This is a genomic window from Mucilaginibacter pankratovii, from assembly GCF_014773265.1.
Classification (GTDB): Bacteria; Bacteroidota; Bacteroidia; order Sphingobacteriales; family Sphingobacteriaceae; genus Mucilaginibacter; species Mucilaginibacter pankratovii.
Map to the genome: position 1 here is coordinate 1 of NZ_JACWMY010000006.1, position 26,121 is coordinate 26,121.

The window sequence follows — 26,121 nt, forward strand, 5'->3', positions numbered from 1 at the left end:
TTTGGTAATAATAGCTTCTTCTGCATATGTATCAAAAGCAGTGGACGATAGAATCAGGCGTTCTATTAAACGCTTGTCCTTTGCCATTCCGCGAAAATGGCCGTACACTAAATTTTCAGCGATCTTGTATAGATAGGATTTGAATGAACTTTCGGCGTTTATACTATGCCGTTTCTCCCATATTTTCAGAAAGAGGTCTTGTAACAGCTCCTGGGCGATATGATCATCTTTGACCATACGCAGGATATTCCTGTAGAGCCTGTGGCTGTAAAGGTCATAAAGCTGCGTAAAAGCCAGTTGGTTATCTTGCCGTAGTTGGTTGATTAAAAGCTGATGTTCATTTTCCGAAGCCATTTCATACTCTTTTGACCAATGGCAATCAGAGTATTTACAAGTGAATTCCCCAATTGCCGAAGGTGTGAAACCAACGTATCACTTTAGGGCTTGTAGATGTGTGGGAACTCATGTTTCTGCACGAAGCAACAATTATCCAATTTTCATTAAAAAATTTCTACTCTTCTAAAGTGAGACTTCAATGCGAGTGTGTAAAAGATATGACCCGCATTATTTCAATTTCTAAATATCTATCTATCCAATTAGTTCAGCGTGTTTAGATATTATATACAAGTATATAGAATAAATATCCAAAATTCCAATTATTGGGCTAATAAATTAAACAGATGTAGCTTAACTCTAAATAAATGTATTGACTTTCTAAATCAATGACGGAATTAGGGCTATATCTAACAAAAAAGTCAGTTAACAAGGCCGAAATTTCAAGGCGAACCGGAATAAGTAAAGCCAGGTTAACACAATTATCAAATAATAAATCGACAAAATTAACCGTTGATGAATTGTACAAAATTGCTTTGTCAATAAACGTTGATCCGTGTGAACTTTTAAGTGCCCTTGGTAAACATATATCACTGCCAACACCATCAGGTCAGCAATAATCATCCCTATATCTGAAAGGATTTCTAACATCACCCATGTAACTATTATGGATTAGGTGTAAATGCCATAGCAAAGGCAAATTGCTACATTGCGCCACACGCATCCGCTCCGGGCTTCATTTCGCAATTAGCCTTTGCACCCACGGCAGTAATGTTATTCGTACCTCACAACACCACTGCCTTTCCTATTGCCCTTAATTCACTTATAAGACTGTATAACTGTTATTATTTATCCGTTTGGTTTGCATGGCATTATTTATCCATCACACCGTCACCACAAAATTAGCAACGCCGGAAAAAAGTAAAGGGTACATTAATGGCGCATTGTTAATTGTTTTCCTACGGATGCGCCACCCTTGACATTTTTCCGGCTTTCCGCTACCAGTTGTTTAAGCGGTGCAGTGACTTGGTATGGCCTGATTTTTACCTTTACTGTAACAAACTGTATTTAAATGCGTTTAAGAATAACAGGGCTTGATTATGCGGTATTAACAGTATAATTGATAGCCATCTTATTCGTCGGTCCGCCCTCCTGGAGTGTTTACAGGTGACCAGTGTTCCCGATCAGTTGCACCCTCTCATTTCCTCATAATGAAGGCCGCACTTTCCAACAAAAGGAGTGTCACTCCCGAACAAGCCATGAAGATCCTAAACCAAAATGGCTATGTAGTAAATCAAAAAGAAGCTGAAATAATTTTGGATTTCTTGTATTTTTTAGGTAAATTGTCTGTAGATCACTATTTTAAGGACGTGGTTAAAGACAGTAAATCAACATCCACTAACAACTGTTTATTATGAATTCTGCTTATTTGTACGTGCGTGTCAGCACAGATGAACAAAAGAGAAAGGGATATTCACTTCCTGAGCAGGAAGAGCGCCTATTGCGCCACTGCGAGCAAAATAACATCGAAGTTAAAGGCATATTTCGCGAGGACTATTCCGCCAAGAATTTTAATCGGCCCGAATGGGGCAAACTGCTCAGTACGCTTAAAACACGAAAAAAGAAAGATGCCGAAAATGTCCTCTTTATCAAATGGGATCGCTTTAGCCGAAATATTGAGTATGCTTATCAAATGATTGGTATATTGAGAGGCATCGGCGTTCAGGCAATGGCCATTGATCAGCCAATTGATTTTACTATACCTGAAAGTACGGTAATGCTTGCAGTCTACCTGTCTATACCTGAAGCAGAGAACGGTAGGCGGGCACTGAATACAATGGCAGGTATGCGTAGGGCAAAGAAAGCGGGCCGATGGATTTCAACTGCACCTAAAGGCTATCAAAACCTATCTTATCCTGACGGGCGGAAATATATCGCTCCCCGTCAACCCGAAGCCAGTTTAATGCAATGGGTATTCCAAGAGTTGGCTAAAGGGTTTTACAACGCGGAACAGGTGCGCAAAATGGCATATTCACGCGGGTTGAAGTGTGAAAGAAATAACTTTTGGAAGATCATTAGAAATCCTATTTATTGCGGCGTTGTAGTTGTTCCACCTTATGAGAATGAAGAGATACAGTTTGTAAAAGCATTGCATGAGCCAATTATTTCCGAGAGCCTATTTTACGAAGTTCAGGACGTTTTAAACGGCAATAGGAAAAAAGTTGCAACAAAGGTTGTTTCTATGGATGCATTGCCTTTAAGGGGCTTTTTAGAGTGCCCTGATTGCCACCGTATGCTAACTGGCAGTGCATCAAAAGGAAGGCATGGTAACTACTACCATTATTATCACTGCTCCGATAAATGCAAATGTCGTTTTAAGGCCAATACAGTGAATGAATACTTTGAGAAAGAACTGCTGAATTTTGAGCTTACACCTGCCGTCGGGAAGCTTTATAAAACTGTTGTGATGGATATTTTCCAATCGCAGAATCGCACTGGATTAGATGAACGCAAGCATCTGGCCGGTAAGATAGATGAACAGGAAAAGATATTATCCAATGCCAGGAAGCGATATATGACAGATGAAATAGATGCGGATGATTTCAAAGCTATTAAGCTGGAATGCAATGAGGCGTTGAGAATCTTAGAAGCAAAACTTACTGATATGCCGAATAAGCTTGACAGTCTAAAATCAGTGGAAGGGTTGCTGGACATCGTTATTGAAAAGTATTCCAACATACAGAAGCATTATAAAAACGCTAACATTTCCGATAAACGGAAACTAATCGGTTCGATGTACCCTCAAAATCTATGTTTTGACGGTACAGGACATCGAACCCCTTATTTGAATAATGCACTTTCGCTTATCTTGCTGGTAAACAGCAACTTAAATGGCATAAAAAAAGGGGAAAAGTTATCTTTTAATAACCTTTCCCCTCAAGTAGCCCGTAGGGGAATCGAACCCCTGTTTCTAGAATGAAAATCTAACGTCCTAACCCCTAGACGAACGGGCCATTTTTCGGTTGCGAAACCTAAGTTTTTAAATTTCGTTTCCCTTATTTTGGGATTGCAAAGATATGCTTTCCAAAACAAAATAAAAATAAAATTTAAAAAAAATTGCTGTAAGGTTTTCGGCGCTATCGCGACTCCATTATGGAATGGATATCATTTTAGTGCCGGGCAAACAAAAATTACCTTTGGTACTTTATAATTCCAATGCTGTTGCGGTATCTTTATAAATAAATCAACCTGATATGAAAGCCATCTGGAACAACCAGGTAATTGCAGAGAGCGATAACACTATTGTTGTTGAAAACAACCACTATTTCCCTAAAGAGAGCATTAAGCAGGAATATTTTAAAGCTTGCGATACGCAAACCACTTGCCCCTGGAAGGGGCTGGCATCGTACTATACGCTCGAGGTAGACGGAAAACAAAACCCCGCCGCCGCCTGGTATTACCCCGAACCCAAACCGGCCGCTGCCAATATTGCCAACCACGTGGCTTTTTGGAAAGGAGTGAAAGTAACCAACTGATATGAAACACTACGACGCAATTATTATAGGATCGGGGCAGGCAGGCTCGCCGCTTTCCAAAAAATTAGCGAACGCCGGTAAAAAAACGCTGCTTATAGAGAAGCGCTTTATTGGCGGCACCTGCGTAAACGATGGCTGCACACCCACTAAAACCATGGTGGCCAGTGCAAAGCTTGCTTATTTGGCAGGCAAATGCAACGATATGGGCATCGCCATAAAAGGCTATACGGTAGATCTGAAACAGGTGAAAAAACGCGCACAGGGTATCGTCATGAAATCGCGGACGGGGAGCCAGGCGGCGATGGAGAAAACCAAAAACCTCGACTTGCTTTTTGGCGAAGCTACCTTTACAGGAAACAAATCCATTTCTGTAAACCCGAAAACAGGCAAGGCAAGGCAATTTACTGCCGACCAGATCTTTATTAACGCCGGCTGCAAAACCATCATTCCAAAAGATATTGAGGGCTTGGATGATATCGATTATCTCACTTCAACTACCATTCTCGAATTGGAGAAAGTTCCGGAGCATTTATTGATCATCGGCGGCAATTACATCGGCCTGGAGTTTGGGCAGATGTTTAGGCGGTTTGGCAGTAAGGTTACTATTTTGGAAAGATCCGATAGGTTGATCTCCAGGGAGGATGAAGATATTTCGATAGAAATAACCCGCATACTGGAAGAGGAGGGTATAAAAGTGCTTGCCAATACTAAGGCTATCAAATTTAAGAATAAAGGGAAAAACAAAATCACCGCAACAGTAAAAACCGGCGATAAAGAAAGCAAAATAAAATGCAGCCATGTGCTGGTTGCCGTTGGGCGCTCACCACAAACGGCCAGGCTCGCGCTGGATAAGACGGGTGTAAAACTTGACGACAAAGGCTACATCAAGGTAAATGAAAAACTGGAAACCAGCGAAAAGGGTATTTATGCGCTGGGCGATATAAAGGGCGGGCCGGCGTTTACGCATGTTTCTTATAACGATTACACCATCGTTTACCGTAACCTTATCGAAAAGCAGGACCTCAACATTAACGACAGGCCCATTCCATACTGTATGTTTACCGACCCGGAACTTGGCCGCGTGGGGATTACCGAAACGGAGGCAAAAAAGCAGGGACTGAATATAAAAGTGGCCAAATTGCCGATGTCGCACGTAGCGAGAGCTTTAGAAACCGGCGATACCCGCGGGCTGATGAAAGCCGTTGTGGACGCCGATACCAAAAAAATATTGGGCGTAGCCGTTGTCGGCACAGAAGGCGGCGAAATTATGTCGGTACTGCAAATGGCCATGGAGGGCGGCATTACTTACGACAGGATCCGCTATTGCGTATTTGCCCACCCAACGTACTCCGAATCGCTGAACAACCTTTTTATGACTCTGGAGGACTAACCAACCCCTATGATAAAAGTTGAGCGCCTCGTAAAAACATTCTGTACAACAAAAGCTGTTGACGGTATTTCTTTTGAAGTGGCCGAAGGCGAGACGTTGGCTTTGCTGGGCACCAGTGGCTGCGGCAAAACCACTACGCTAAAAATGCTGAACCGCTTAATAGAACCCGATAGCGGCACCATCTCCATTAACAATAAAAATATTTTAGAAGCCCCCCCCGAAACCTTGCGCCGCGGCATTGGCTACGTGCTGCAAAACAACGGACTGTTTCCCCACTACACCGTTGCCGAGAATATTGCCATTGTGCCCCAACTGTTGAAATGGGATAAAGTAAAAACCGATAAACGCGTAAGCGAATTACTGGACAAGCTGCACCTCGGTAAAGAACACCTTAAAGCTTACCCAAACGAGCTAAGCGGAGGCCAGCAACAACGCATAGGTTTGGCAAGGGCCCTGGTTGCAGATCCGCCCGTATTGCTGATGGATGAGCCTTTCGGCGCGCTGGACAACGTTACCCGCTCTAAGATCCACAGCGAGTTTAAGGCGCTGGACGAGCTGAAACGTAAAACCATTATCCTGGTAACGCACGATGTACAGGAAGCCTTTGAACTGGCCGATCGCATCGCCCTGATGGACAAAGGCAAAATAGTACAGATAGGTAGGCCGGCCGAATTGCTGTTCAAACCTGCAAATGAATTTGTAAGCGGCTTTTTAAACGAGCAGCGCCTGCAACTGGAATTTAAAGCTATTAAAATAACCGATCTGTGGGAGCACCTGCCCGAAGGTGGCCGTAAAACAAACACATCATCCCTATCTGCCGATGCGGATTTTTGGTCGGCGTTGGAGCAGTTTAAGTTTATTAAGGGTGAGAACCTCAACATCCTTAATCAGCAGAGTAAAGAAATAAAAAACATCAGTTTTGAAGCGTTGATGGCTGCTTATTCACAATATAAACACCTGCAGCCGCATGATTGAGCCACAGCAAACCCTTTGGGATTTTATGGGCCAGCAGGCCGATAAGTTGGGTGTGCAAACGCTGCAGCACATTGGGCTTACATTTATTTCGCTGTTCATCGCAGTGCTCATAGGTTTGCCATTGGGCATTTACATCACCCGAAAAAAAAGCCTTTCGGGTTTGGTGCTGGGCATTGCCGGCATTCTGCAAACCATCCCCAGTATCGCCTTACTCGGTTTTATGATCCCTTTGCTGGGCATCGGTGCAAAACCCGCCATCGTCGCCCTGCTGCTTTATGCCCTGTTGCCTATCATCCGCAATACCTATACCGGCATAACCGGGGTAGATGCCACGGTGAAAGAAGCTGCTGTAGCCATGGGCATGAGCAAATGGCAGGTACTGTTTAAGGTAGAGCTTCCGCTGGCGATGCCGGTAATACTGGCGGGCATCCGTACAGCCACGGTCATCAATGTTGGGGTGGCCACGCTGGCGTCTTACATTGCTGCGGGTGGCTTAGGCGAGTTTATCTTCGGCGGCATCTCGCTCAACAATACCAATATGATATTGGCGGGCGCGATACCCGCAGCCTTGCTGGCCATTATCTTCGATTTCCTGCTCTCGCTGGTGCAAAAGCTCAACTTTAAAAAGATAAAAGGCGCGGTTAAAATTGCACCGGTTCTGTTGCTGGTGCTTTCCTGTTTGTACTTTATTCCATCAGCCTATGGCGGCAAATTAACCGCCGGTTTTACGCCCGAGTTTATGGGCCGGCAGGATGGCAACCTGGGGCTGCAAAGCAAATACGGATTGAAGATCCATACCATCGTTATCAGCGATGCGGTGATGTACAAGGCCGCGCAGGAGAAGGAACTGGATGTGATCAGCGGTTACTCTACCGACGGGCGCCTGAAAGCCTACAACCTCATTGTTTTGGATGACGATAAAAAGATCTTCCCGCCCTACTATGCAGCACCTGTGGTACGCGAAGATGCGTTAAGGAAATTCCCCGAACTGGAGAAAACGCTGAATTTGTTAGCCGGTTTCATCACCGATTCCATCATGACAGAGCTGAACTACAAAACCGACTACCTGCACCAATCACCCGAGCGGGTTGCCAAAGACTTTTTGGTGGCGAAGAAATTATACCGGGCCGATAAAGGCGGCAAGGAAGGCGTGGTGCGCATCGGCTCCAAAATATTTGGCGAGCAATACATTTTAGCCAGCATGTACACCATGTTGATAAAGGGTTACACCAACTACAATGTGGCTACCAAAACCGGGCTCGGCGGCACCAAAATAGTCTTCGACGCGCTAACAAACGACCAGATAGACTTTTACCCCGAATACACCGGCACGGGCTTGCTGGCCATACTGCAGGCGGCGCCAAAAACCGTAACGCAACTGCAAACCAGCAAGGATAGTACCTACAATTATGTTGCACGCGAGTTTGAAAAGCGTTATCAGCTGAAGTGGCTTAAGCCCATCGGGTTTAATAATGCCTATGCTTTAATGATGCGCGAAAAACAGGCAAATGAGTTACATATCAAAACAATTTCTAACCTCAAACGATATTTGGATAGCAAATAATACCAATGGATTTAGCAGAAGTATATAAAAAAGTACGCGCACGGACCGAAGCTATATGTGCCCCGCTGCAAACCGAAGATTACGTGGTGCAGCCCGTGGTGGATGTTAGTCCACCTAAATGGCACATTGGGCACACCACCTGGTTCTTCGAAACTTTTATCCTGAAGCCTTATTTTATGGGCTACCAGGAGTACGACCCCAATTACAATTACGTTTTCAATAGCTATTACGAAACCGTTGGCAACCGCGTTATCCGTACGGATAGGGGTAATTTGAGCCGGCCCACCGTTATCGATATCCAGCTGTACCGCAAATATGTGGATGATGCCATGCAAAACTTTATTGCCGCGGACGAATTAAGCGCGGAAGTAAAAGAACTGCTGATATTGGGTTTTAACCACGAGGAGCAGCACCAGGAACTTTTGCTGACGGATATCAAATTTATCTTAGGCAATAACCCGCTGTTCCCGGCTTACTCGCATGAATATGTAAAGCCAAAGTTAGAAGGAGCTGTAGGTACAGAATTCATTAAACTTAATGAAGGCGTTTACGAAGTTGGTTTTGCAGGCGAAGGCTTTGCTTTTGATAATGAATTGAACCGCCACAAAGTTTATTTGAATACTTTTGAGATAAGTCCTGTGCTGGTTACCAATGCCGAATATTTGGAATTTATAGATGCCGGCGGCTACCACGATTTTCGCCACTGGCATGCTGCGGGCTGGGATTGGGTAAACACCAACAAGGTAGAAGCGCCCATGTACTGGCACCAGATAGATGGCGAATGGCATTACTATACCTATCACGGTTTGGAGCCGCTAAACCTGCACGAAACGCTGTGCCATATCAGCTATTACGAAGCTTACGCCTATGCCTCCTGGAAAGGCATGCGCCTGCCAACTGAATTTGAATGGGAGGCTGCAGCCACGCAATTTAAATGGGGCAGCCGCTGGGAGTGGACCGAAAGCTCGTACCTGCCATACCCCGGCTTTGCCAAAGCGCCGGGTGCCATTGGCGAGTACAATGGCAAATTTATGGTGGGGCAAAAGGTTTTGAGGGGAGCTTCGGAGGTTACTTCTCCCGGCCATAGCCGCATTACTTACCGCAACTTTTTTCAGCCGGAATTACGCTGGCAATTTACAGGCATCCGCCTGGCAAAATAATACGTACCTGTACAAACACCAATGGAAAATACCAATACTATAGCAATGCCGCAGCCATCTGTAATAAGCGACACGCAATTCTATAAAGACGTTGTAAAGGGCTTAAGCGGCACACCTAAGCGCCTCGACTCCAAATATTTTTATGATGCTCAGGGCGATAAGATCTTCCAGGAGCTGATGAATTGTGAAGAATATTATCCCACCAATTGCGAGTTGGAGATCTTTACACAAAAAACCGCTGAATTGGCAAGATCCATCATTGCAGATGGTGACGCCTTCGACCTGATAGAACTGGGTGCGGGGGATGCCACTAAATCGTCGCATCTGTTAAAATACCTCATTGATGAGAAAGCCGATTTTACTTATCTGCCGATAGATATCTCCGAAAATGTAATATCCTACCTCAACATCACGCTTCCGGTTACTTTGCCGGGGATTAAGATTACCGGCCTGCAAGGCGAATATTTTAATATGCTGAAAAAAGCCGCGGCCATATCTGATAAACGTAAGGTGGTGATGTTCCTGGGCTCCAATATCGGCAACATGCAGGTGAAGGACGCCGAAGCGTTTTGCAAAGTGCTGCGCGATCACCTTTCGCCCGGCGATATGGTGCTGATAGGGATCGACCTGAAGAAGAATCCGCACACCGTTTTAGCCGCTTATAACGATAAAAGGGGCATCACCAAGCGCTTTAATCTCAATCTGCTGGAACGCATCAACCGCGAACTGAACGGCAGCTTTAGCATTCCCCAATTCGACCACTATGCCACCTATGACCCGGAGAGCGGTGCCTGCCGCAGCTATTTGGTTAGCTTGCAGGAGCAACAGGTGAATATTAACGGCCAGCTGGTAAGTTTTGCTAAGAATGAATACATCTATATGGAGATCTCGCAGAAGTTTACAGTAGAGCAGGTAAACAGCATGGCAAAATCAACGGGATTTAAGCCATTGCACCAGTTTTTTGATAGCAAGGGTTGGTTTGTGGATGCGATTTGGCTGGCGGAATAGATACTTGGGGTTAATCTAAAATCAGAAAAGCATCTATGTTCAGAGGTTGTTTAATCAACTTCCTCTAAATTGAGATCGAATTCTTTTATAACGGAGTCTACATTGAATGGGAAATCTTTGGGGATATTGACCGTTAAAAAGCAGCCAAAATCAACTTGCCAAAATCCTCCGCGGGCGTCAAGTTCATCTCCTAACATTAAATAATCTGCAATTCGATAGTTAGGCGGCAGGATAAATCTACGGGTGATAAACGAAGACCGTGTCAAAATCCGCCTTACTTCATGTTGACTACCTTTATTGATTTTGGTCTCGAATTCCGTTCCTTTTGTAAGTGTACAGTTAGCAAGATCGTTTTCGATCATCTGAAATGTGTTTTCGGCAAGTTGTTTCACTGTTATAATAGAGCTAACCCTTTCCCTTTTATTATATAATTCAATTCGTGTTTCCATAACGCCTAATAACTTATTACTAAGTTACATTTATAAGTCACTATTTATATGACGGGTAACATCTATTATCCATAAGATTCTACCGACCGCTTGCGCCTCAAATAAATAAGCCTATATTTATTTCAAATTATAACCCTTATGCCAACCTCTTCAATTATAGCTTACCTGCTTGTATTTTTTGCAGTCATCGTTGTTTTTTCGTCGTTTGTAACGGTTAAGCAAGGTACAATTGCCGTAATTACCATCTTCGGCAAGTACCGCCGCATATTAACGCCGGGGCTAAATTTTAAGATCCCGTTGATAGAGAGCATCTATTCCAAGATCTCGATCCAAAACCGCTCGGTAGAGCTGGAGTTCCAGGCCGTAACCTTCGATCAGGCGAATGTTTATTTTAAAGCAATGCTGCTGTATTCGGTGCTGGATCAATCGGAAGAGGCGATAAAAAACGTAGCTTTTAAATTTGTGGACGAGCGCAACCTGATGCAGGCGCTTATCCGCACCGTAGAGGGCTCTATCCGCGCCTTTGTAGCTACCAAACGCCAAAGCGAGGTGTTGATATTACGCCGCGATATTGTGGAGCACGTAAAAGAGCAACTGGATACCGTATTGGAGGGCTGGGGTTACCACCTGCAGGATCTGCAGCTGAACGATATCACCTTTGATGATGTCATCATGAAATCGATGAGCCAGGTAGTGGCCTCAAATAACTTGAAAGCCGCTGCCGAAAACGAGGGCCAGGCGCTATTGATCACTAAAACAAAAGCTGCCGAAGCTGACGGTAATGCCATCAAAATTTCTGCCGAGGCCGAGCGCCAGGCGGCCCAGCTACGCGGGCAGGGTATCGCATTGTTCCGCGAGGAGGTGGCCAAGGGTATGACCATGGCCGCCAAAGAAATGCAGGGCGCTAATATGGATACTTCGGTGATCCTGTTTACCATGTGGACGGAATCTATCAAACACTTCGCCGAAAACTCTAAGGGCAACGTTATCTTCCTTGATGGCTCTACCGCCGGAATGGAGCATACCATGAAAGAAATGATGGCATTAAACCTTTTGCAGCCCGATAAAGTCAAAAAGTAAAAATTACTTTTAATGGCTTCTTAATGATATTTAAACTATTACGTGCAGGCACTGTATCTGTGTTGTTGCTGCTTGCTTCTACTTCCCTGTTTGCCCAGCCCTTCAGGCAACTAACGGCGGGCGATTTCCAGGGAACCCCGCGCTTCAATAACCGAGGTGTGGTGGCTTACACTAATTGCACCATCAATTTCCGTTTCCAGGCATCAAACCGCGATGGCGAATACATTCTCCATTTTACCGTACGGCTGGATCTGAACAGCAGCCGGTCGTGGATAGATCGCTCCAAAATAAAGTCGCAATTGGTTTTTGCAGAGATCTTAAAGCACGAGCAGGGGCATTATAACATAGCCTATATGGAGCAGCAGGAAGTGCTGAGAGAGGTGAATCGTACGCGCTTTTCGGCTAATTATCAAAACGAGGCCATGGCTATTTTTAACCGGATAGATGCCAAATACAAACAGCTGAATATTGATTACGATGACGACACCGAACATAGTACCAATAAGCAACAGCAGCACAGCTGGGACGTTTACTTTGCCAAGCGAATAGAGAACATGCCGCCGGTGAATGCGGGGGCCTACTAAAATCGTATTTGTTGCTTTAGATTATTGCCGTATTTTTGGTGTTGTATGCCAACCGGTAAAAATCTTTATTTCGCATCAGATATCCATTTAGGCGCGGGCGGGCACGCCTCCTCACGCCAACGCGAGGATCGCTTCATCCGCTGGCTGGATATGATCAAAGATGATGTTGCCGAGCTGTTCCTGATGGGGGATGTTTTCGATTTTTGGTTCGAATACAAAACGGTTGTGCCAAAAGGGTATGTGCGTTTTTTGGGCAAGCTGGCCCAGTTAACCGATGCCGGCGTAAAGCTGTACCTGTTTAAAGGCAACCACGATATGTGGATGTTTGAATACTTTGTAACCGAATTTAACGCCACTATTATCTCCAACGAACTGGTGATAGAGCGCAATGGTAAAAAGTTTTACCTGCACCACGGGGATGGCCTGGGCCCCGGCGATAACAAATACAAATTCCTCAAAAAGATCTTCCGCAGCAAGCTGTGCCAATGGCTTTTTGCCAGGCTGCATCCCAATTTAGGGATTGGCATTGCCAATGCCTGGTCGCATAACAGTAAGTTGGTTAACGCCAAAATAGGTGAAGAAAAACTACACCCAAAGGAGTGGATAGAGATCTATTCTAACGAAGTTTTACAAACCCAATACTTTGATTATATGGTGTATGGGCACCGGCATAAGCCAATGGATATACAGCTAACCGGCAAAAGCAGATACGTAAACCTGGGCGATTGGGTAAGTTATTTTACCTATGCCGTTTTTGACGAGGATGCCCTGCAACTGAAGTATTATAAGGAGCCGGATGCAGAAGTTCCACCCAAACAGTAATTCTTCATCAATGGGTTTTGTCACCAAGGTTCTTTATTAAATGGCTACACGTTTTAAGATCAGGTTATAGGCAAAAAGGTACCGGTAAAAGAGCGCATATGGCGTTAACCTTGCTAAAATATAAATAGTTGATTATTAGTCATTTAAAAAGTTAACATGTGAAAATGTGTAAACTTTTTTAGCGCTGAATGCGGGTGCGCATGCATCGAAAACGGGTGAATAGTGATCTTTCCCGGTGGGATACAATTACCTTTCTTGTTCATAAAACGACGGCTTTTATATAGTATTGAGGGCTCCAAATCTATTTACAATCGGCTGAATAAATTATATCCCTTAATTTCTGTATTTTTGCATGTTTTTTGCACTACACTGCGTAAACTAAACCCGATTGGCATGGAAAGCCTTTGGGTGGGTGCGGGAAAGGGCAAAAAGGCTTGTAATAAAAAGCGGGGCTGGTATAACCAATTAGCGCTGCACTTGATTTTCGAAATAAGATGTTAGAGAAATTAGAATTAATATTTCAACGCTGGAAAGCGGTAGAAGCAGAGCTAAGCAGCCCGGATGCAATGAGCGATATGAAGCGTTTTGCCCAGCTGAACAAAGAATATAAAGACCTTGCAAAAATTGTTGATCAGTACAATGTTTACAAAAACATTATGAGCAACATAGATACCAATAAAGAAATTTTGGCTACCGAGAAGGACGAAGAGTTCCGCGAGATGGCTAAGATGGAGCTGGACGAACTGTTGACCAAACAGGATGAAATGGAAGAAGTTATCCGTTTGATGCTGATACCAAAAGATCCTGAGGATTCTAAGAATGCTATTATTGAGATCCGTGGCGGTACGGGCGGTGACGAGGCCGCATTGTTTGCAGGCGATATGTACCGTATGTATATGCGTTATTGTGAGCGCCGCGGCTGGAAAACCGAACTGGTTGACTATACCGAAGGTACTGCTGGTGGTTATAAAGAGATCGTTTTCAACGTAAACGCCGAGGATGCTTACGGCAACTTTAAATACGAAAGCGGCGTGCACCGTGTACAACGTGTGCCCGATACCGAAACACAAGGCCGCGTGCATACTTCAGCTGCTTCGGTAGTGGTATTGCCCGAGGTGGATGAGTTTGATATCGATTTGCAGGTGAGCGATATCCGTAAGGATCTGTTCTGCGCCTCTGGTCCGGGTGGCCAGTCGGTAAATACTACCTACTCTGCGGTGCGTTTAACCCACATCCCAACCGGTATTGTGGCGCAGTGCCAGGATCAGAAATCTCAGTTAAAGAATTACGATAAGGCGCTGGGTGTACTTCGCTCGCGTGTATACGAAATGGAGCTGCAAAAACACCTCGAGGAAACCTCTAAAAGGCGTAAAACGATGGTTGCTACCGGCGACAGAAGCGCCAAAGTACGTACCTATAACTACCCGCAAGGGCGCTTAACCGAACACCGTATAGGCTTAACCATCTATAACCTTACCGGCGTAATGAACGGCGACCTGCAGGAAATAATGGAAGCTTTGCAATTTGCAGAGAACGCCGAAAGATTAAAAGAAGGCACCGCCGCTTAATGCGCACGGAAAATTAAGCCGCCACCCAGGTAATCGCAATCGCTGTTGTGGATGTAAGCCTTTACTTGCAGGGCCATCCACGGCAGCATGTAATATTTTACGCCCGGTGTCCAGTATTTATTAATTTCGGTTGTGCTTTTGTAGTGCAGGTAATAGCCATAATTGGCCATGATAGCCAGGCGGCCCAGCCATAGGTCGGCACCAACGCTAAGGCCATAGCGCCACCTGTCGAACGAAGTGCCATGGTATTGATAAGAAGGCTCCAGGTTTGTTTTGGGGTCGTTATCGGGATGGTAAATCGTATAATAATACACAGCATCGCCGCCGGCTTTTAAGCTTAATACGGGGCTTAGCCGGTAATTGTAAGCTGCCGAAAATCCTGTTTTATACAACCCCCCTTCGGCTTTTTGCACGCCCCTGCGGCCCACATCAAAGCCTATCTCAAACGAGTGCTTATAGAATGTGCTGAAGGCTTTGCTGCTGGTTTGCGGCCCCGGTGCATTTAGAGTTTTAATAAGCCCTAATGATGTTTCCACCGTGTTTATCCCATTATTGGGTACCCGTACAGCACCGTTGGAGTAATGAAAAATATCTATCCCTCCTTTTAGTGTTATTGTTTGGCTTAAAGGCGTAGTAATAAACAAGCCCGCCTGTGTAGCTAAGTTGATGTGGCTGCCAATAAGGGGATTACCATTGGTGAAATAGGTACCCGTGGCGTACGCAAAACCAAGCGCGGGCGCAAATACCACGCGGGTGCCACCAGCCTTGATGATAGGGAATTCTAATCGCCCTAATAAAGAGTAAACACGGCCTATAGGCTGGGTTACCACATTATTGCTATCTATTACGCTTACATTATTAAAACTGCGGAAGCCGGCAACCACGTCAATAGCCTGTACATTTAATAAGCGGATGTAGGGGGCCTTATTATTTCCCATATCAAAATGATAGGCTGCTTCGGCGCCGGCGAGGTGCCCCGGGGTTTTATAAAATTCCGCCGTGAAAGTGCTTAACCCATACAAGCCACTAAGCTCTAATTTATTATTGCTTTGGGCCATCAAGCCAGTAAAAGAAAATAGTAACGTAACTATCAGTGCTAGTTTTTTCATGAAATGATGGTGCGCGGTAGCGAGCTGCGTTAATGTTTAAGTTGATTAGGATATATTACATATATTGAAATATTTATATATATGCAACCCGCAAAATAATAATTTAATATCAAATAATGGCCTTTTCATCTCAATTTCATAATGCCCGGTTAATTTAGCAGTGTTAAGTTCTGCGCTTGCAATAATTTGCGGTTGCTGTAACTTATTTTAACTGTACGTAATCTTGATGCATATGCTGGCAGTAAAAAATTTAACAGGTACAAATTCGGTTTTTGCACGCGAAGTGCGCTTAATGGGCAACAGGTTTGGGATAAGTTTAGTGGCTAATGATGCCGCCTGGGCCGACGAGCGCATAAGCGACGCGGTAAACGAGATCAATCGCGTTGAAAAACTGTTGAGTACTTTTACTGACGAAAGCAAACTGAACGAGATAAACCGCAATGCAGGCATTAGGCCCGTACACGTTGATGCCGAAATTTTTAAATTGGTTGACAGGGCGCTGCAGATATCAGACCTTACCCACGGTACCTTTGATATCACCTACCCCGCAACCCAAATTGTTGATGCCGATACCAAAGCCGCTAAACGCAAAATAAGCCTTACCAACTATAAAAATGTTTTACTGGATGCTGCAAAGCAAACCGTGTTTTTAAAGAACAAAGGGATGCGCATTGGCCTGGGTGCCATTAGCCGTGGCTACGCTGCCGACAGGGCAAAATATATTTTACAAATGCAGGGCGTAAGCAGCGGTGTTATCAATGCCGGCGGCGATCTGCTAAGCTGGGGCCTGCAGCCCGATAATACTCCATGGACCATCGGCACTGCCGACCCGTCACAGGCAACCCAGCCTTTTGCAGATGTAAACATCAGTAATATGGCTATTGCTACTTCTTTTAATTCAGAAAAAATGCCTGCTATAACCAGTGCTAAACCTGCCGGGATTATCGACCCGGAGAGCGGTTTCCCGGTTAGCAAAATTAAGAGCGTAAGCATCATAACCCCCGGCGCAGAACTGGCCGATGCTATGGCAACGCCAATTATAGCAATGGGCATAAACGCAGGTTTGTATCTGATAAACAAGCTAAACCAAATGGCCTGCATTATTATTGACGACCATGCCCGCGTTTACACATCAAAAGATATCAAATTAACCGTATAAGCACTTTGCTGCTTATATGGCTATTTATATATTTACCAATATTACAACCAAGCCTTTATAAGAAAATTTTTACCCCAAACGGTTACTATGCATGCATTGCCTTATAGCTTTTGTTGTGTATAGTAATAAAGCTTTTGTTTGCCTCCTGAAATGATAAAGTGGTTTTTGTATATTGTACTCTTAATGATATGCGCACCACGCCTTTTATCTGCAAGCACCAACACTGTTAATCATAAAACTTTTACCGGCTACACTATACGTATGGGTATTGCCCCTGCGTTACAAAAGGATACAACCGCCAAGGCCAGGCAGCGCCAGCAGGAGGAGGATAAAAAGAAAATTAAAGAAGTAGCTAAGGCAAAAAAACAACCCAAGCCCGAAAAGGTGGAGGAGATAGACCCGGCAACGGGTAAGCCCAAAGCTAAACCTAAACGGCAGCGCCGGCCAGATGGTATGGAGCGGCCGCCTGAGATACCAAGAAGAAATAATAATTAGTGTTAAGTTTACGGCATATTATTAATGAGATACTTCGGCATATTGGTTTTTTTAGTGAGTTGTAACGCATTGAGCGCTGCAGTGGCAAAACCTTTGCTTTTTACAGCCCTGCAACCGCGTTTGGCTGCCGACACAGATACGGTTTTAAAGGCACCAGCCGATACCACTAAACCGGTAAAGAAGAACTCGCTTTCGGCAGGCATCAACTACGGCAGCGATGCGCTTTTTTTTGGTCGTACCGGCCCAACCAAATACCCCTTTATGGCTGCGGATGTGGTGATCAATTATCAATCCGGGTTTTTTGTGTATGGCTCTGCATTAAAGGTGCTTGGCTATAACCATGCAGTAGACGAGATTGATGTGGGCGGCGGATATTATTACCGGCTATCCAAAAAGTTTACGGGTACAATAAGTTACACCCGGTTTATTTTTAATAAGGAATCGGAGATCATCAAATCGGCATCATCCAACGATATCAACTTTAAAAACTCCTACGATTGGGGACCGTTTAAAACCAGTATTATAGGCGATTACTTGTTTGGGAAATCGTATGATATATTCGCAACGGTAAGCAATTCTAAATATTGGGAAAGCAGCTGGAGTATTTTTGACGATCAGGATTACCTCTCTATAAACCCCTCTATCAACTTTATTGTGGGTACGCAGAATTTTGTACAGCGTTATTCCATCGACCACAAATACCGGCTGGAGGCCAATAATATTTATATCAGGAACGAGAACGGGCTGGGTGCCAGGGCCAACGCAAAGTTTAACATGTTGAACTATAGTTTTAAGATGCCGATATCCTACAACAGGCCGCATTATACTTTGGAGTTCTCTTACCGTTATTCAATCCCAGTGAATGTGGAGGGCGCACTGCTTAACCGGCGCGAATCTTTTTATAACTTAACATTTTATTACGTTTTTTATTGATGCCTGATGAATGTTTTAATTATTGAAGATGAAAAGGCGCTTGCCTACGAACTGGAACTGTTTTTATCAAAAAACAACTACATCTGCGAGGTATGCTTCAACGGCACTTCCGCATCCGAAAAGATAGCGGTAAACCTTTACGATTTTATCCTGATAGATCTTGGCTTGCCCGATTATGAAGGGCTCGACCTGTTGAGCGAGGCCAAAAAAAGCCGCCCCGAGGCTGCCTGTATCATCCTCACCGCCCGCGCGGAGGTTACCGACCGCATAAAAGGGCTGGACCTTGGTGCCGACGATTACCTGGCAAAACCATTCTCCTTACTGGAGCTGCAAAGCCGGATGCAAGCCATCACCCGCCGCAAATTTGGGCTGGTAAACCAAACGGTAGACCTGGATGGCTTCCTGGTAAACCTTACCGACCGTACCATAACCTATCTAAGCAACACGGTGAGTACCATAACAAAAAAAGAGTTCGACCTGATAGCATACCTCATTTTGCATAAAAACCGAACCTTAACCCGGGCGCAATTAAGCGAGCATATTTGGGGGAGTGTGGTGAATGATGATTACGACTCGAACTTTATTGATGCCCACATCAAAAACATACGCAAAAAGTTAAGTGTTTTTGCCGGCACCGACTGGCTGGAAACCGTGAGGGGGCTGGGCTACCGGATAAAAACAAACGTTTAAGTATTTGAAACTTAAAACCAAACTTACGCTGTTTAATGCCATCTCAAAATTGGTTATTGTAACCCTTTTTGTGTTGTTGCTGCCATCCATCATTGAAAGTATAAACCGTAACTATACCGACGAGCGCCTCATCAAACAGAAGGATAAGCTGCTACAGATTGTAAAAGAGAAAGGGATACAAACCTATATAGAAGACGGGCAAAGTTATGGTAGCTACCTTCCGCTTAAGGAAGAGTATATTGGTTTGGATGAGGTAGAACCCGACTACTACGCCGATACCATCCAAAACGAAAAGCGGTCTGTTGAGCGCGACACCATAGATTACCGCATCCTGAGCCACACCTTTAAGGTAGGGAAGAAGAACTATCTGCTGGAGATAGGTAAAAGCACCGAAACCATTGATGATACCACCGGCCCTTTGCAGAATATCGCCTTCCTGATATTGTTGGGGATGATATTGCTAACCATTATTGCCGACCAGGTGTATTCCAACTATATCCTTGCACCCCTAAGTCGCATCATCCGTACAAAACTGGTGGGCACCAAGTTCCCGAGTTTTACGTCTTATGCGCAGGTTAAAACCAGCACATCAGATTTTCAGCATCTCGATTTGAGCATCCACAGGATGATAGAGACCATCGAACACGCTTTTCAAAAGGAGCGGGAGTTTATCTCCAACGCGTCGCACGAGCTGATGACGCCGATATCTATCCTGCAATCGAAGATAGAGAACATGTTTGAGCAGGAAGATATTGCCGATGAAATGAAGGTGCGAATGCTGGAGATGCAGAAGATCCTCAACCGGCTAAAAAGTATTACCAAAACATTACTGCTTATATCGCAGATAGAGAATGAGCAGTTTTTAAAGGAAGATGAGATCTCGCTGACTGATATGCTGCAGGACCTGTACGAAGAGATCTCCATCCGCCTGCAGGAAAAGAACATCGGTTATGCGCTGGCGCTCTCGCAGGATGTAACACTCATCAATGTAAACAAGTTTTTGCTGTTCAACCTGCTATTTAACCTGGTGAACAATGCCATTAAATACAATAAACCCGATGGCTCTATCATCGTTACTGGCGAGCAGATGAAAAATTATTATGTCATCAATATAAATGATACCGGCATTGGCATCGCTGCCGACGAGCTGCCGTATATTTTTAACCGGTTTAAAAAAATAAAGCAATCGCTTAAGCAGGATAGCTTTGGTTTAGGGTTACCTATTGTAAAATCGATAGCCGCTTTTCACGATATCGAACTACAGGTACGCTCCGAGCAGAATGTGGGCAGCACTTTCACCCTTATTGTCCCTGCAAAGTTGGTGAAGCAATAATTATTGCGCCAATAATTGTACTAAAATGCAGTCAGCCAAAAAATACGTCAGTCTCTGTGTCTGCCAATCTTTCACATTTGTTTTCCTAAATATTAAAAAAATGTTGTTACACTATTATTTTTTAAGACTGCCGCCGATTATCCGTTATTACATAACATCTGTCTTATTTGGCACCCACTTTGCAATTACTTCCGTATAAAACATATCAACTAAATAACATGAAGACTTTAAAATTAAAGATAGCTACGTTCGGTATTGCATTAGCTACATTAGGCGTTTTAGGCGCAGGCTGTAATTCACTTACTAAAACACAAAAAGGCGCGGCTATTGGCGCAGGTGCCGGTGGTACTATAGGGGCTATAATTGGTAAAGCAGCAGGTAATACCGCATTGGGCGCTATTATAGGTGGTGCCGTTGGTGGTACTGCAGGTGCTTTTATTGGCCGTAATATGGATAGGCAAGCTGCCGAAATTAAGCAAACCGTACCGGGTGCTACCGTTATCCGCGAAGGCGAAGGTATTTTGGTGAAATTCGATTCGGGTATTTTATTTGATACTGATAAATCGGCGCTTAAGACTGCTGCGCGTACCAACTTGCAAAACCTTGCTGCATCATTGGTAAACAACCCGCAAACAAATATTTTAATTGTAGGCCATACCGATAACACCGGTTCTGACGCACACAATATGGATCTTTCTATCCGCAGGGCAGAAGCTGTGAAATCATTCATAGCAGCTGGAAATGTTGCCAACTCAAGGTTATCCACATCTGGTAAAGGCGAAACCGAACCAATTGCCGATAATACTACAGTTGACGGTCGCTCACAAAACCGCCGTGTAGAAATTGTAATTGTTGCGAACGAGCAGATGAAAAACCAGGCCCGCAGCGCACAATAAGTATAAAATAACAGAGATCAGTTAATAGTTTCCAAAGCCCTCCCGATTATTCGGGAGGGCTTTGTTGTTTTAAGCGATTCCCATTTTGAAATTGAGACTTATTTTGAAACTCATTGTTTGGCCGCGTAGCTAAATAACTTTGCAGATTCCTCAATGCGCCGTAGGCGCTACCTGCTTGTAGAAGAATGGAAAACAGGAAATTTTGCGCCGTAGGTGCTACCCCCGACTTGAATAGTTATGGGTAGCACCTACGGCGCACAAAATGGGAACTATTGGGATCTACAAACAGGTAGCCCCTAACGGGGCAAGGATGCTAACTTAGGGGAATAACCAATAGCAGGCGGGTTTACGTGAAGTTTGTTTTTTGTACCTTTGCGGCATGGCATCCATCAAACCATCTGTACCCAAGGGCACCCGCGATTTTTCTCCGGCCGAAATGGCAAAACGTAATTTTATTTTCGATACCATTAAAGGCGTATTCCGCAAATATGGCTATCAGCAAATAGAAACGCCTACGATGGAGAACCTAAGCACCCTTACCGGGAAATATGGCGATGAAGGGGATAAACTAATATTTAAGGTGCTGAATAGTGGCGATTATTTGGCCAAGGCCGATAATAAGCAAATTGATGAACGCAACTCCAATCTGCTAACCAGCTCCATCTCCGAAAAAGCCCTCCGCTACGATCTCACCGTGCCATTCGCCCGGTACGTAGTGCAGCACCAAAACGAAATCACCTTTCCGTTCAAACGCTTCCAGGTGCAGCCGGTTTGGCGTGCCGACAGGCCGCAGAAGGGCCGCTATCGCGAGTTTTACCAGTGCGATGCGGATGTGGTAGGCTCTGCTTCTTTATTGAACGAGGCCGAATTTGTGATGATATATGACGAAGCCTTAAGCCTTTTAGGATTAAAGGATTTCACTATAAAAATTAATAATAGAAAAATCCTATCAGGAATAGCGCAAGTTATAGATAAATACGATAGTATTATTGACCTCACTGTAGCTATTGATAAGCTTGACAAAATAGGGCTGGATGGTGTTATAAAAGAGCTTTTGGAACGCGGTTTTACCGATGCGGATATTGATAAACTAAAGCCCGTTATCTTGCTGGAAGGCAGCAACGAAGAGAAATTACAAAAACTCCGCGAAGCTTTAAAAACTTCTGAGATCGGCCTGCAGGGTTGCGAAGAATTGGAAACGGTATTTAACTATTTAAAATACACCCCGCTTAAAAAGGCAGTATTGGAATTAGATATCACCCTTGCCCGTGGGCTTAATTATTATACCGGCGCCATTTTCGAGGTGAAGACCAACGAGGTTGCGATGGGCAGCATCGGCGGCGGCGGCCGGTACGATGACCTTACCGGTATGTTCGGTTTAAAGGGTTTAACCGGCGCAGGCATCTCTTTCGGGGCCGACCGGATCTACGATGTACTGGAAGAACTTAACCTTTTCCCGGCATCTGCCGAGCAAAGTACCCAGGTGCTTATTATAGCCTTTGATACCCAGGCCGAAATTTACGCGTTGCCATTGCTGCAAAAGCTGCGCAATAGCAGTGTGAATGCCGAGTTGTATCCGGCAGGTGCCAAAATCAAAAAGCAAATGGATTACGCCAATAGTAAGCAGATCCCCTATACCGTACTAATAGGCAGCGACGAAATGCAAAGCGGCTTACTTGCTTTTAAAAATATGGAAAGCGGTGTGCAGGAAAAATTATCTGCCGGGGATATAGTAAGCAGGCTGATTAGTTAAGTTAAGCCAGGTATACTTTAAAGGTTGTTCCTTTACCCAATTCGCTGCTTACCTCTATTTTTCCGCCGAAGGATTCTACCTGGTTTTTGGTGATGAACAGCCCCATACCTTTGGCGTCGCGGTTGCCATGGAAGGTTTTGTACATGCCAAACAATTCTTCGCCATGTTTCTTAAGGTCGATGCCGATACCATTATCAGCAACAATAAAACCATGTCCTCCATTTTGCTCCTCAAAATACTCAATGGTTATTCTTGGGGCACTGGTTAACGACCGGTATTTAATGCCATTGCTGAGTAAGTTAAGCATAATGCTTTCCAGATAAGCCGGGCTATAAATAAGCGTGCGATCTTTGGGAATACGATTATTTATTTCTACGTTCCATATAGCAATATCATTGCTTAGCAATTCTATTGCCTTCTCCACATAACTATGTAAGTTCAGCTCTATCGTGTGAATATCTATATTGGTTTGGATAGAAACTACCTCGTTTAAATTGGTGATAGTATCGTTTAGCTGTTGTGATACATTTATCAAATGGCCAGACAGCTCTGCCTTTTCTTCATCGTTTGTTTGCGGGTCGCTCAACACATCCATTATCATTTTAAAATTGCTGGCGTGTGTGCGCAGGTTGTGTGATACGATGTAAGCGAAATTAAGCAGCCGGTTATTTTGGCCGCTAACCATATCCAGGGACTCGCGCAGCTGTTCTTCTTTGTTTTTTTGCTCGGTGATATCGGTGTGGGTGCCTATAACGCGTAAAGGCTTGTCGTTTTCGTCATACTCCATTATCTTACCGCGGTCGAGTATCCACTTGTAGGTGTTGTCCTTACATAAAACCCGGTGCTGGTTTGTATAGATCTCGGTTTCGCCCCTTAGGTGTTTTTTAAGGTCGGCAAGGTATTTTCCCTTATCAGCGGGATGTACCCTGCTGGTCCAATCGCCCAGTACCGCGCCAAAATTATCGTTCTCCATACCTATCATGCGCAGGCATTGCTCCGAATGGAATATGGTCCTGTTTTTTATATCCCAATCCCAAAGGCCCCCGCCCGAGCCTTCGGATGCGAATGCCCAGCGGCGCTCACTTTCGCGCAACGCTTCCTCTGCTTTTTTACGTTCGGTAATATCCTTTATCTGCGATACAAAATACAGCGGCTCCTCCTCCTCGTCCCGTACCAGTGATACATTCAAAACTATCCAGATAACTTTCCCGCTTTTGGTAAAATAGCGTTTTTCCATCTGGTAATTTTTTATCTCTTTGTTCAGCGTTTTTTGCAGCAGGCTGAGGTCGGCTTCCAGGTCGTCGGGGTGGGTTATTTCCTGGAATGTTTTGGTTATCAGTTCTTCCGCCGTATAACCCAGCATAGCGCAGATGCTTTTATTTACTTTAAGGAATTTCCCTTCGGTAGATACCAGCACCATGCCGATAGATGAATGCTCAAAGGCGTTCCTGAAAGTTTCTTCGCTAATTTCAAGGCTCAGTTCGGTCTTCTTTTTTTTGCTGATGTCTAAATGGCAGCCCACCATGCGCACGGGTTCGTCGCCATCCCATTCTATTACCCGGCCGGTGGTATTTACCCAAACTATCGATCCATTTTTGTGCTTGTACCTAACATCAATATTGTATGGCTTTAAGCCATGGCTTAAATAATGTTCGGTTACACATTTATCCATACGCGGGCGGTCCTCTTCTACAATGAGTTTAGCCCAGGTATCTGTTGAATTGGCCAGCTCATGGTCCTGGTAGCCAAATATGGCCTTAAACGCCGGGCTTAGCACTACCGTATTTTCTTTAACCTGGTAATCCCAATATCCGGCAAGGGTTTCTTCAAGAATAATTTTGTAGATATTCTCCATCAGTTCGCAAGGGCTCGTAGCGGCAATTTAATTCTATGTAAAATACAACAATACCGTTAATTAATGAAAAGTACTTACAGGAATGGTGTTTTTGTGCAAAGAAGTCCCTTTAAGGGGAGTAAACGACAAGTGGACTTAAATGTTCGCCTGTGTGGCTTATATAAAATTCAAGCCGGCGAAATTCTTGTTGAGTACCTGGCTGTTGTTTACGTTAAGCCATTTATCAAGCAGGGTGGCGTAAACGTCCCTAAAATCTATCTCGTATTTCAGGTCGCCATTATCCAATTTGGCAAGGTTTGGCGCATTATTATAAATGCCCTGCTTTTTTAGATTGCCGCCAAAGATCATTACGTTGTTAGCGGTGCCATGATCGGTACCGTTGCTGGCGTTTTGCTCTACACGGCGGCCAAATTCCGAGAACGTCATCACCAGCGTGTCATCCAGTTTATTGGCTTGCTTCAGGTCTTTTACAAAGGCAGCAACTGCATCACCATAAATTTTCAACTGCCGGCCCTGCTGGTTTTGTTGGCCGGTGTGGGTATCAAACCCACTTAACGATACATAATACACCCGTGTTTTTAAACCGGAGTTGATAAACTTGGCAACACTTTTAAGCTGGTTGGCGAATGCAGTTTGCGGATAGGGGGCAGTGGTGTTATATGTTTTTGATGTTTGCTGAATATAATCTGCTGATGAATAGGTTTCTATCATGGTTTTATACAGATAGCCTAAGTTGTCCTCATTAAGGTTAGCGCTATCATGCTGATGTACCAATTGTTTAAAGAAGGGGTCGCGCGTGGCCTGGTATAATTTGGCCGGATTTTCCACAGCAATGCCTTTCATTTTAGTGCCTTTCATAGCTAATGAGAGGGTGTCGTCCACCTCAATAGCCGTGTAGGGGTCTTTACAAGTGCTGCAGGTCGAATCGAGATAACGGCCTATCCAGCCGGTGGTTAAAAACTGGTTGGCATCGCTGCCTGTTTGCCATATATCCATCGAACGAAAATGCGACCTATCCGGGTTTGGGTACCCTACCGAATTGATAACGCCCATCCAGCCCTGGTCGTAAATTTCTTTTAGCGCCGATAGGTTGGGATTAAGCCCCTGCATATCTGTAAGCTTTATAATGTCGGGCTGTTGCATGGCGATGGTTTTGCGTTTTTGATAGTAGATATCATTACCATAAGGCACAATTGTATTGAGACCGTCGTTTCCGCCGGACAGCTGTATAATAACCATGTTTTTATAGCCAGACATATCGCCCATGGCCATTGCTTCCAATGGTTTCAAAAACGAGGGGATCAAAAATGCCCCCGATGCCAGTGCCGAACTCCTTAAAAAATCTCTGCGTTTCATAGTAATGTTTTAATTTTGAATGAGTGAATGAGCGAATGTCGGATGTAACATTCATTGCTTCAATCATTCGCTC

24 protein-coding genes and 1 tRNA gene are annotated in these 26,121 nt (G+C 44.5%); 19 read left to right on the forward strand and 6 right to left on the reverse strand.

What is annotated here, in order from left to right; all coding sequences use genetic code 11:
• Positions 1 to 354, reverse strand: a 354-nt coding sequence (locus IDJ77_RS12605; protein WP_191189324.1) for an RNA polymerase sigma factor, incomplete at its 3' end; no start/stop codon positions are given.
• A 368-nt stretch (positions 355 to 722) separates the two neighbouring features.
• Between IDJ77_RS12605 and IDJ77_RS12610 the strand changes: the two genes are divergently transcribed.
• Complete coding sequence (locus IDJ77_RS12610) at positions 723 to 953, forward strand: helix-turn-helix domain-containing protein (protein WP_133228699.1); 231 nt, start codon at positions 723 to 725, stop codon at positions 951 to 953.
• A gap of 794 nt (positions 954 to 1,747) precedes the next feature.
• Positions 1,748 to 3,313: a recombinase family protein gene (locus IDJ77_RS12615; RefSeq protein ID WP_191189642.1), complete on the forward strand. Its 1,566-nt coding sequence runs from the start codon at positions 1,748 to 1,750 to the stop codon at positions 3,311 to 3,313.
• Here IDJ77_RS12615 and IDJ77_RS12620 read toward each other — a convergent pair.
• Positions 3,276 to 3,347 (reverse strand) — tRNA-Glu (locus tag IDJ77_RS12620). The two genes, IDJ77_RS12615 and IDJ77_RS12620, sit on opposite strands and share 38 nt — an antisense overlap.
• Before the next feature lie 240 nt (positions 3,348 to 3,587).
• Here IDJ77_RS12620 and IDJ77_RS12625 point away from each other — a divergent pair.
• From IDJ77_RS12625 to IDJ77_RS12650, 6 genes are read left to right on the forward strand one after another with little or no spacing between them, the layout of a single operon-like run.
• Positions 3,588 to 3,869, forward strand: coding sequence for a DUF427 domain-containing protein (locus tag IDJ77_RS12625; protein WP_191189325.1), 282 nt, complete (start codon positions 3,588 to 3,590; stop codon positions 3,867 to 3,869).
• Between the two features lies 1 nt (position 3,870).
• Positions 3,871 to 5,259: a mercuric reductase gene (locus IDJ77_RS12630; RefSeq protein ID WP_191189326.1), complete on the forward strand. Its 1,389-nt coding sequence runs from the start codon at positions 3,871 to 3,873 to the stop codon at positions 5,257 to 5,259.
• 9 nt (positions 5,260 to 5,268) lie between these two features.
• On the forward strand, positions 5,269 to 6,234 hold the full coding sequence (locus IDJ77_RS12635; protein WP_191189327.1) for an ABC transporter ATP-binding protein: 966 nt from the start codon (positions 5,269 to 5,271) through the stop codon (positions 6,232 to 6,234).
• Positions 6,227 to 7,798: an ABC transporter permease/substrate-binding protein gene (locus IDJ77_RS12640; RefSeq protein ID WP_191189328.1), complete on the forward strand. Its 1,572-nt coding sequence runs from the start codon at positions 6,227 to 6,229 to the stop codon at positions 7,796 to 7,798. Before IDJ77_RS12635 ends, IDJ77_RS12640 begins: the two co-directional genes overlap by 8 nt.
• 5 nt (positions 7,799 to 7,803) lie before the next feature.
• Positions 7,804 to 8,958: an ergothioneine biosynthesis protein EgtB gene (gene egtB, locus IDJ77_RS12645; protein ID WP_191189329.1), complete on the forward strand. Its 1,155-nt coding sequence runs from the start codon at positions 7,804 to 7,806 to the stop codon at positions 8,956 to 8,958.
• Between the two features lie 21 nt (positions 8,959 to 8,979).
• Entirely contained in the window at positions 8,980 to 9,966 is a 987-nt protein-coding gene (locus IDJ77_RS12650) for an L-histidine N(alpha)-methyltransferase (RefSeq protein WP_224751082.1), read from the forward strand.
• Between the two features lie 50 nt (positions 9,967 to 10,016).
• On the opposite strand, the gene IDJ77_RS12655 is transcribed toward IDJ77_RS12650, so the two are convergent.
• A complete protein-coding gene (locus IDJ77_RS12655) occupies positions 10,017 to 10,415 on the reverse strand; it encodes a hypothetical protein (protein WP_191189330.1) in 399 nt (132 codons plus the stop codon).
• A 138-nt stretch (positions 10,416 to 10,553) separates the two neighbouring features.
• Here IDJ77_RS12655 and IDJ77_RS12660 point away from each other — a divergent pair, with 138 nt between their 5' ends.
• The 4 genes from IDJ77_RS12660 (at position 10,554) to prfA (ending at position 14,469) form a co-directional block, all read left to right on the forward strand.
• Entirely contained in the window at positions 10,554 to 11,495 is a 942-nt protein-coding gene (locus IDJ77_RS12660) for an SPFH domain-containing protein (RefSeq protein WP_191189331.1), read from the forward strand.
• Between the two features lie 23 nt (positions 11,496 to 11,518).
• The gene (locus tag IDJ77_RS12665) at positions 11,519 to 12,079 is read left to right on the forward strand and encodes a DUF922 domain-containing protein (protein WP_191189332.1); all 561 of its coding nucleotides are present in this window, start codon (positions 11,519 to 11,521) and stop codon (positions 12,077 to 12,079) included.
• Between the two features lie 45 nt (positions 12,080 to 12,124).
• The gene (locus tag IDJ77_RS12670; protein WP_191189333.1) at positions 12,125 to 12,901 is read left to right on the forward strand and encodes a UDP-2,3-diacylglucosamine diphosphatase; all 777 of its coding nucleotides are present in this window, start codon (positions 12,125 to 12,127) and stop codon (positions 12,899 to 12,901) included.
• Positions 12,902 to 13,395: 494 nt separating this feature from the next.
• Positions 13,396 to 14,469, forward strand: coding sequence for a peptide chain release factor 1 (prfA, locus tag IDJ77_RS12675; protein ID WP_191189334.1), 1,074 nt, complete (start codon positions 13,396 to 13,398; stop codon positions 14,467 to 14,469).
• Here prfA and IDJ77_RS12680 read toward each other — a convergent pair.
• Positions 14,466 to 15,578 carry an acyloxyacyl hydrolase gene (locus IDJ77_RS12680; protein WP_191189335.1) on the reverse strand — a complete coding sequence of 371 codons (1,113 nt, stop codon included), beginning with the start codon at positions 15,576 to 15,578 and terminating at the stop codon, positions 14,466 to 14,468. The genes prfA and IDJ77_RS12680 overlap by 4 nt on opposite strands.
• 232 nt (positions 15,579 to 15,810) lie before the next feature.
• On the opposite strand from IDJ77_RS12680, the gene IDJ77_RS12685 reads away from it, so the two are divergent.
• From IDJ77_RS12685 to hisS, 7 genes are all read left to right on the forward strand, one after another.
• Positions 15,811 to 16,737 carry an FAD:protein FMN transferase gene (locus IDJ77_RS12685; protein WP_191189336.1) on the forward strand — a complete coding sequence of 309 codons (927 nt, stop codon included), beginning with the start codon at positions 15,811 to 15,813 and terminating at the stop codon, positions 16,735 to 16,737.
• Positions 16,738 to 16,887: 150 nt separating this feature from the next.
• Positions 16,888 to 17,232 (forward strand): hypothetical protein, encoded by a 345-nt coding sequence (locus tag IDJ77_RS12690; RefSeq protein ID WP_191189337.1) that lies wholly within the window; start codon positions 16,888 to 16,890, stop codon positions 17,230 to 17,232.
• 24 nt (positions 17,233 to 17,256) lie between these two features.
• The gene (locus IDJ77_RS12695; protein WP_191189338.1) at positions 17,257 to 18,165 is read left to right on the forward strand and encodes a hypothetical protein; all 909 of its coding nucleotides are present in this window, start codon (positions 17,257 to 17,259) and stop codon (positions 18,163 to 18,165) included.
• A 6-nt stretch (positions 18,166 to 18,171) separates the two neighbouring features.
• A complete protein-coding gene (locus tag IDJ77_RS12700; RefSeq protein WP_191189339.1) occupies positions 18,172 to 18,855 on the forward strand; it encodes a response regulator transcription factor in 684 nt (227 codons plus the stop codon).
• A gap of 4 nt (positions 18,856 to 18,859) precedes the next feature.
• Positions 18,860 to 20,188, forward strand: coding sequence for a sensor histidine kinase (locus IDJ77_RS12705; RefSeq protein WP_191189340.1), 1,329 nt, complete (start codon positions 18,860 to 18,862; stop codon positions 20,186 to 20,188).
• Between the two features lie 218 nt (positions 20,189 to 20,406).
• Positions 20,407 to 21,084 carry an OmpA family protein gene (locus IDJ77_RS12710; protein WP_191189341.1) on the forward strand — a complete coding sequence of 226 codons (678 nt, stop codon included), beginning with the start codon at positions 20,407 to 20,409 and terminating at the stop codon, positions 21,082 to 21,084.
• Between the two features lie 379 nt (positions 21,085 to 21,463).
• Entirely contained in the window at positions 21,464 to 22,837 is a 1,374-nt protein-coding gene (gene hisS, locus IDJ77_RS12715; protein WP_191189342.1) for a histidine--tRNA ligase, read from the forward strand.
• 1 nt (position 22,838) lies between these two features.
• Here the strand turns inward: hisS and IDJ77_RS12720 are convergent, their stop codons facing one another.
• Together IDJ77_RS12720 and IDJ77_RS12725 are read right to left on the reverse strand one after the other, a co-directional pair.
• Positions 22,839 to 24,692 carry a sensor histidine kinase gene (locus tag IDJ77_RS12720; protein WP_191189343.1) on the reverse strand — a complete coding sequence of 618 codons (1,854 nt, stop codon included), beginning with the start codon at positions 24,690 to 24,692 and terminating at the stop codon, positions 22,839 to 22,841.
• A 156-nt stretch (positions 24,693 to 24,848) separates the two neighbouring features.
• Positions 24,849 to 26,048 carry a DUF1501 domain-containing protein gene (locus IDJ77_RS12725; RefSeq protein ID WP_191189344.1) on the reverse strand — a complete coding sequence of 400 codons (1,200 nt, stop codon included), beginning with the start codon at positions 26,046 to 26,048 and terminating at the stop codon, positions 24,849 to 24,851.
• Positions 26,049 to 26,121 lie beyond the last annotated feature (73 nt).

Bases quoted from the DNA above. Each gene is read 5' to 3' on its own strand.
- IDJ77_RS12610 (WP_133228699.1), top strand. From the start codon at position 723: ATGACGGAATTAGGGCTATATCTAACAAAAAAGTCAGTTAACAAGGCC.
- IDJ77_RS12615 (WP_191189642.1), top strand. From the start codon at position 1,748: ATGAATTCTGCTTATTTGTACGTGCGTGTCAGCACAGATGAACAAAAG.
- IDJ77_RS12625 (WP_191189325.1), top strand. From the start codon at position 3,588: ATGAAAGCCATCTGGAACAACCAGGTAATTGCAGAGAGCGATAACACT.
- IDJ77_RS12630 (WP_191189326.1), top strand. From the start codon at position 3,871: ATGAAACACTACGACGCAATTATTATAGGATCGGGGCAGGCAGGCTCG.
- IDJ77_RS12635 (WP_191189327.1), top strand. From the start codon at position 5,269: ATGATAAAAGTTGAGCGCCTCGTAAAAACATTCTGTACAACAAAAGCT.
- IDJ77_RS12640 (WP_191189328.1), top strand. From the start codon at position 6,227: ATGATTGAGCCACAGCAAACCCTTTGGGATTTTATGGGCCAGCAGGCC.
- egtB (WP_191189329.1), top strand. From the start codon at position 7,804: ATGGATTTAGCAGAAGTATATAAAAAAGTACGCGCACGGACCGAAGCT.
- IDJ77_RS12650 (WP_224751082.1), top strand. From the start codon at position 8,980: ATGGAAAATACCAATACTATAGCAATGCCGCAGCCATCTGTAATAAGC.
- IDJ77_RS12655 (WP_191189330.1), bottom strand. From the start codon at position 10,415: ATGGAAACACGAATTGAATTATATAATAAAAGGGAAAGGGTTAGCTCT.
- IDJ77_RS12660 (WP_191189331.1), top strand. From the start codon at position 10,554: ATGCCAACCTCTTCAATTATAGCTTACCTGCTTGTATTTTTTGCAGTC.
- IDJ77_RS12665 (WP_191189332.1), top strand. From the start codon at position 11,519: ATGATATTTAAACTATTACGTGCAGGCACTGTATCTGTGTTGTTGCTG.
- IDJ77_RS12670 (WP_191189333.1), top strand. From the start codon at position 12,125: ATGCCAACCGGTAAAAATCTTTATTTCGCATCAGATATCCATTTAGGC.
- prfA (WP_191189334.1), top strand. From the start codon at position 13,396: ATGTTAGAGAAATTAGAATTAATATTTCAACGCTGGAAAGCGGTAGAA.
- IDJ77_RS12680 (WP_191189335.1), bottom strand. From the start codon at position 15,578: ATGAAAAAACTAGCACTGATAGTTACGTTACTATTTTCTTTTACTGGC.
- IDJ77_RS12685 (WP_191189336.1), top strand. From the start codon at position 15,811: ATGCTGGCAGTAAAAAATTTAACAGGTACAAATTCGGTTTTTGCACGC.
- IDJ77_RS12690 (WP_191189337.1), top strand. From the start codon at position 16,888: ATGATAAAGTGGTTTTTGTATATTGTACTCTTAATGATATGCGCACCA.
- IDJ77_RS12695 (WP_191189338.1), top strand. From the start codon at position 17,257: ATGAGATACTTCGGCATATTGGTTTTTTTAGTGAGTTGTAACGCATTG.
- IDJ77_RS12700 (WP_191189339.1), top strand. From the start codon at position 18,172: ATGAATGTTTTAATTATTGAAGATGAAAAGGCGCTTGCCTACGAACTG.
- IDJ77_RS12710 (WP_191189341.1), top strand. From the start codon at position 20,407: ATGAAGACTTTAAAATTAAAGATAGCTACGTTCGGTATTGCATTAGCT.
- hisS (WP_191189342.1), top strand. From the start codon at position 21,464: ATGGCATCCATCAAACCATCTGTACCCAAGGGCACCCGCGATTTTTCT.
- IDJ77_RS12720 (WP_191189343.1), bottom strand. From the start codon at position 24,692: ATGGAGAATATCTACAAAATTATTCTTGAAGAAACCCTTGCCGGATAT.
- IDJ77_RS12725 (WP_191189344.1), bottom strand. From the start codon at position 26,048: ATGAAACGCAGAGATTTTTTAAGGAGTTCGGCACTGGCATCGGGGGCA.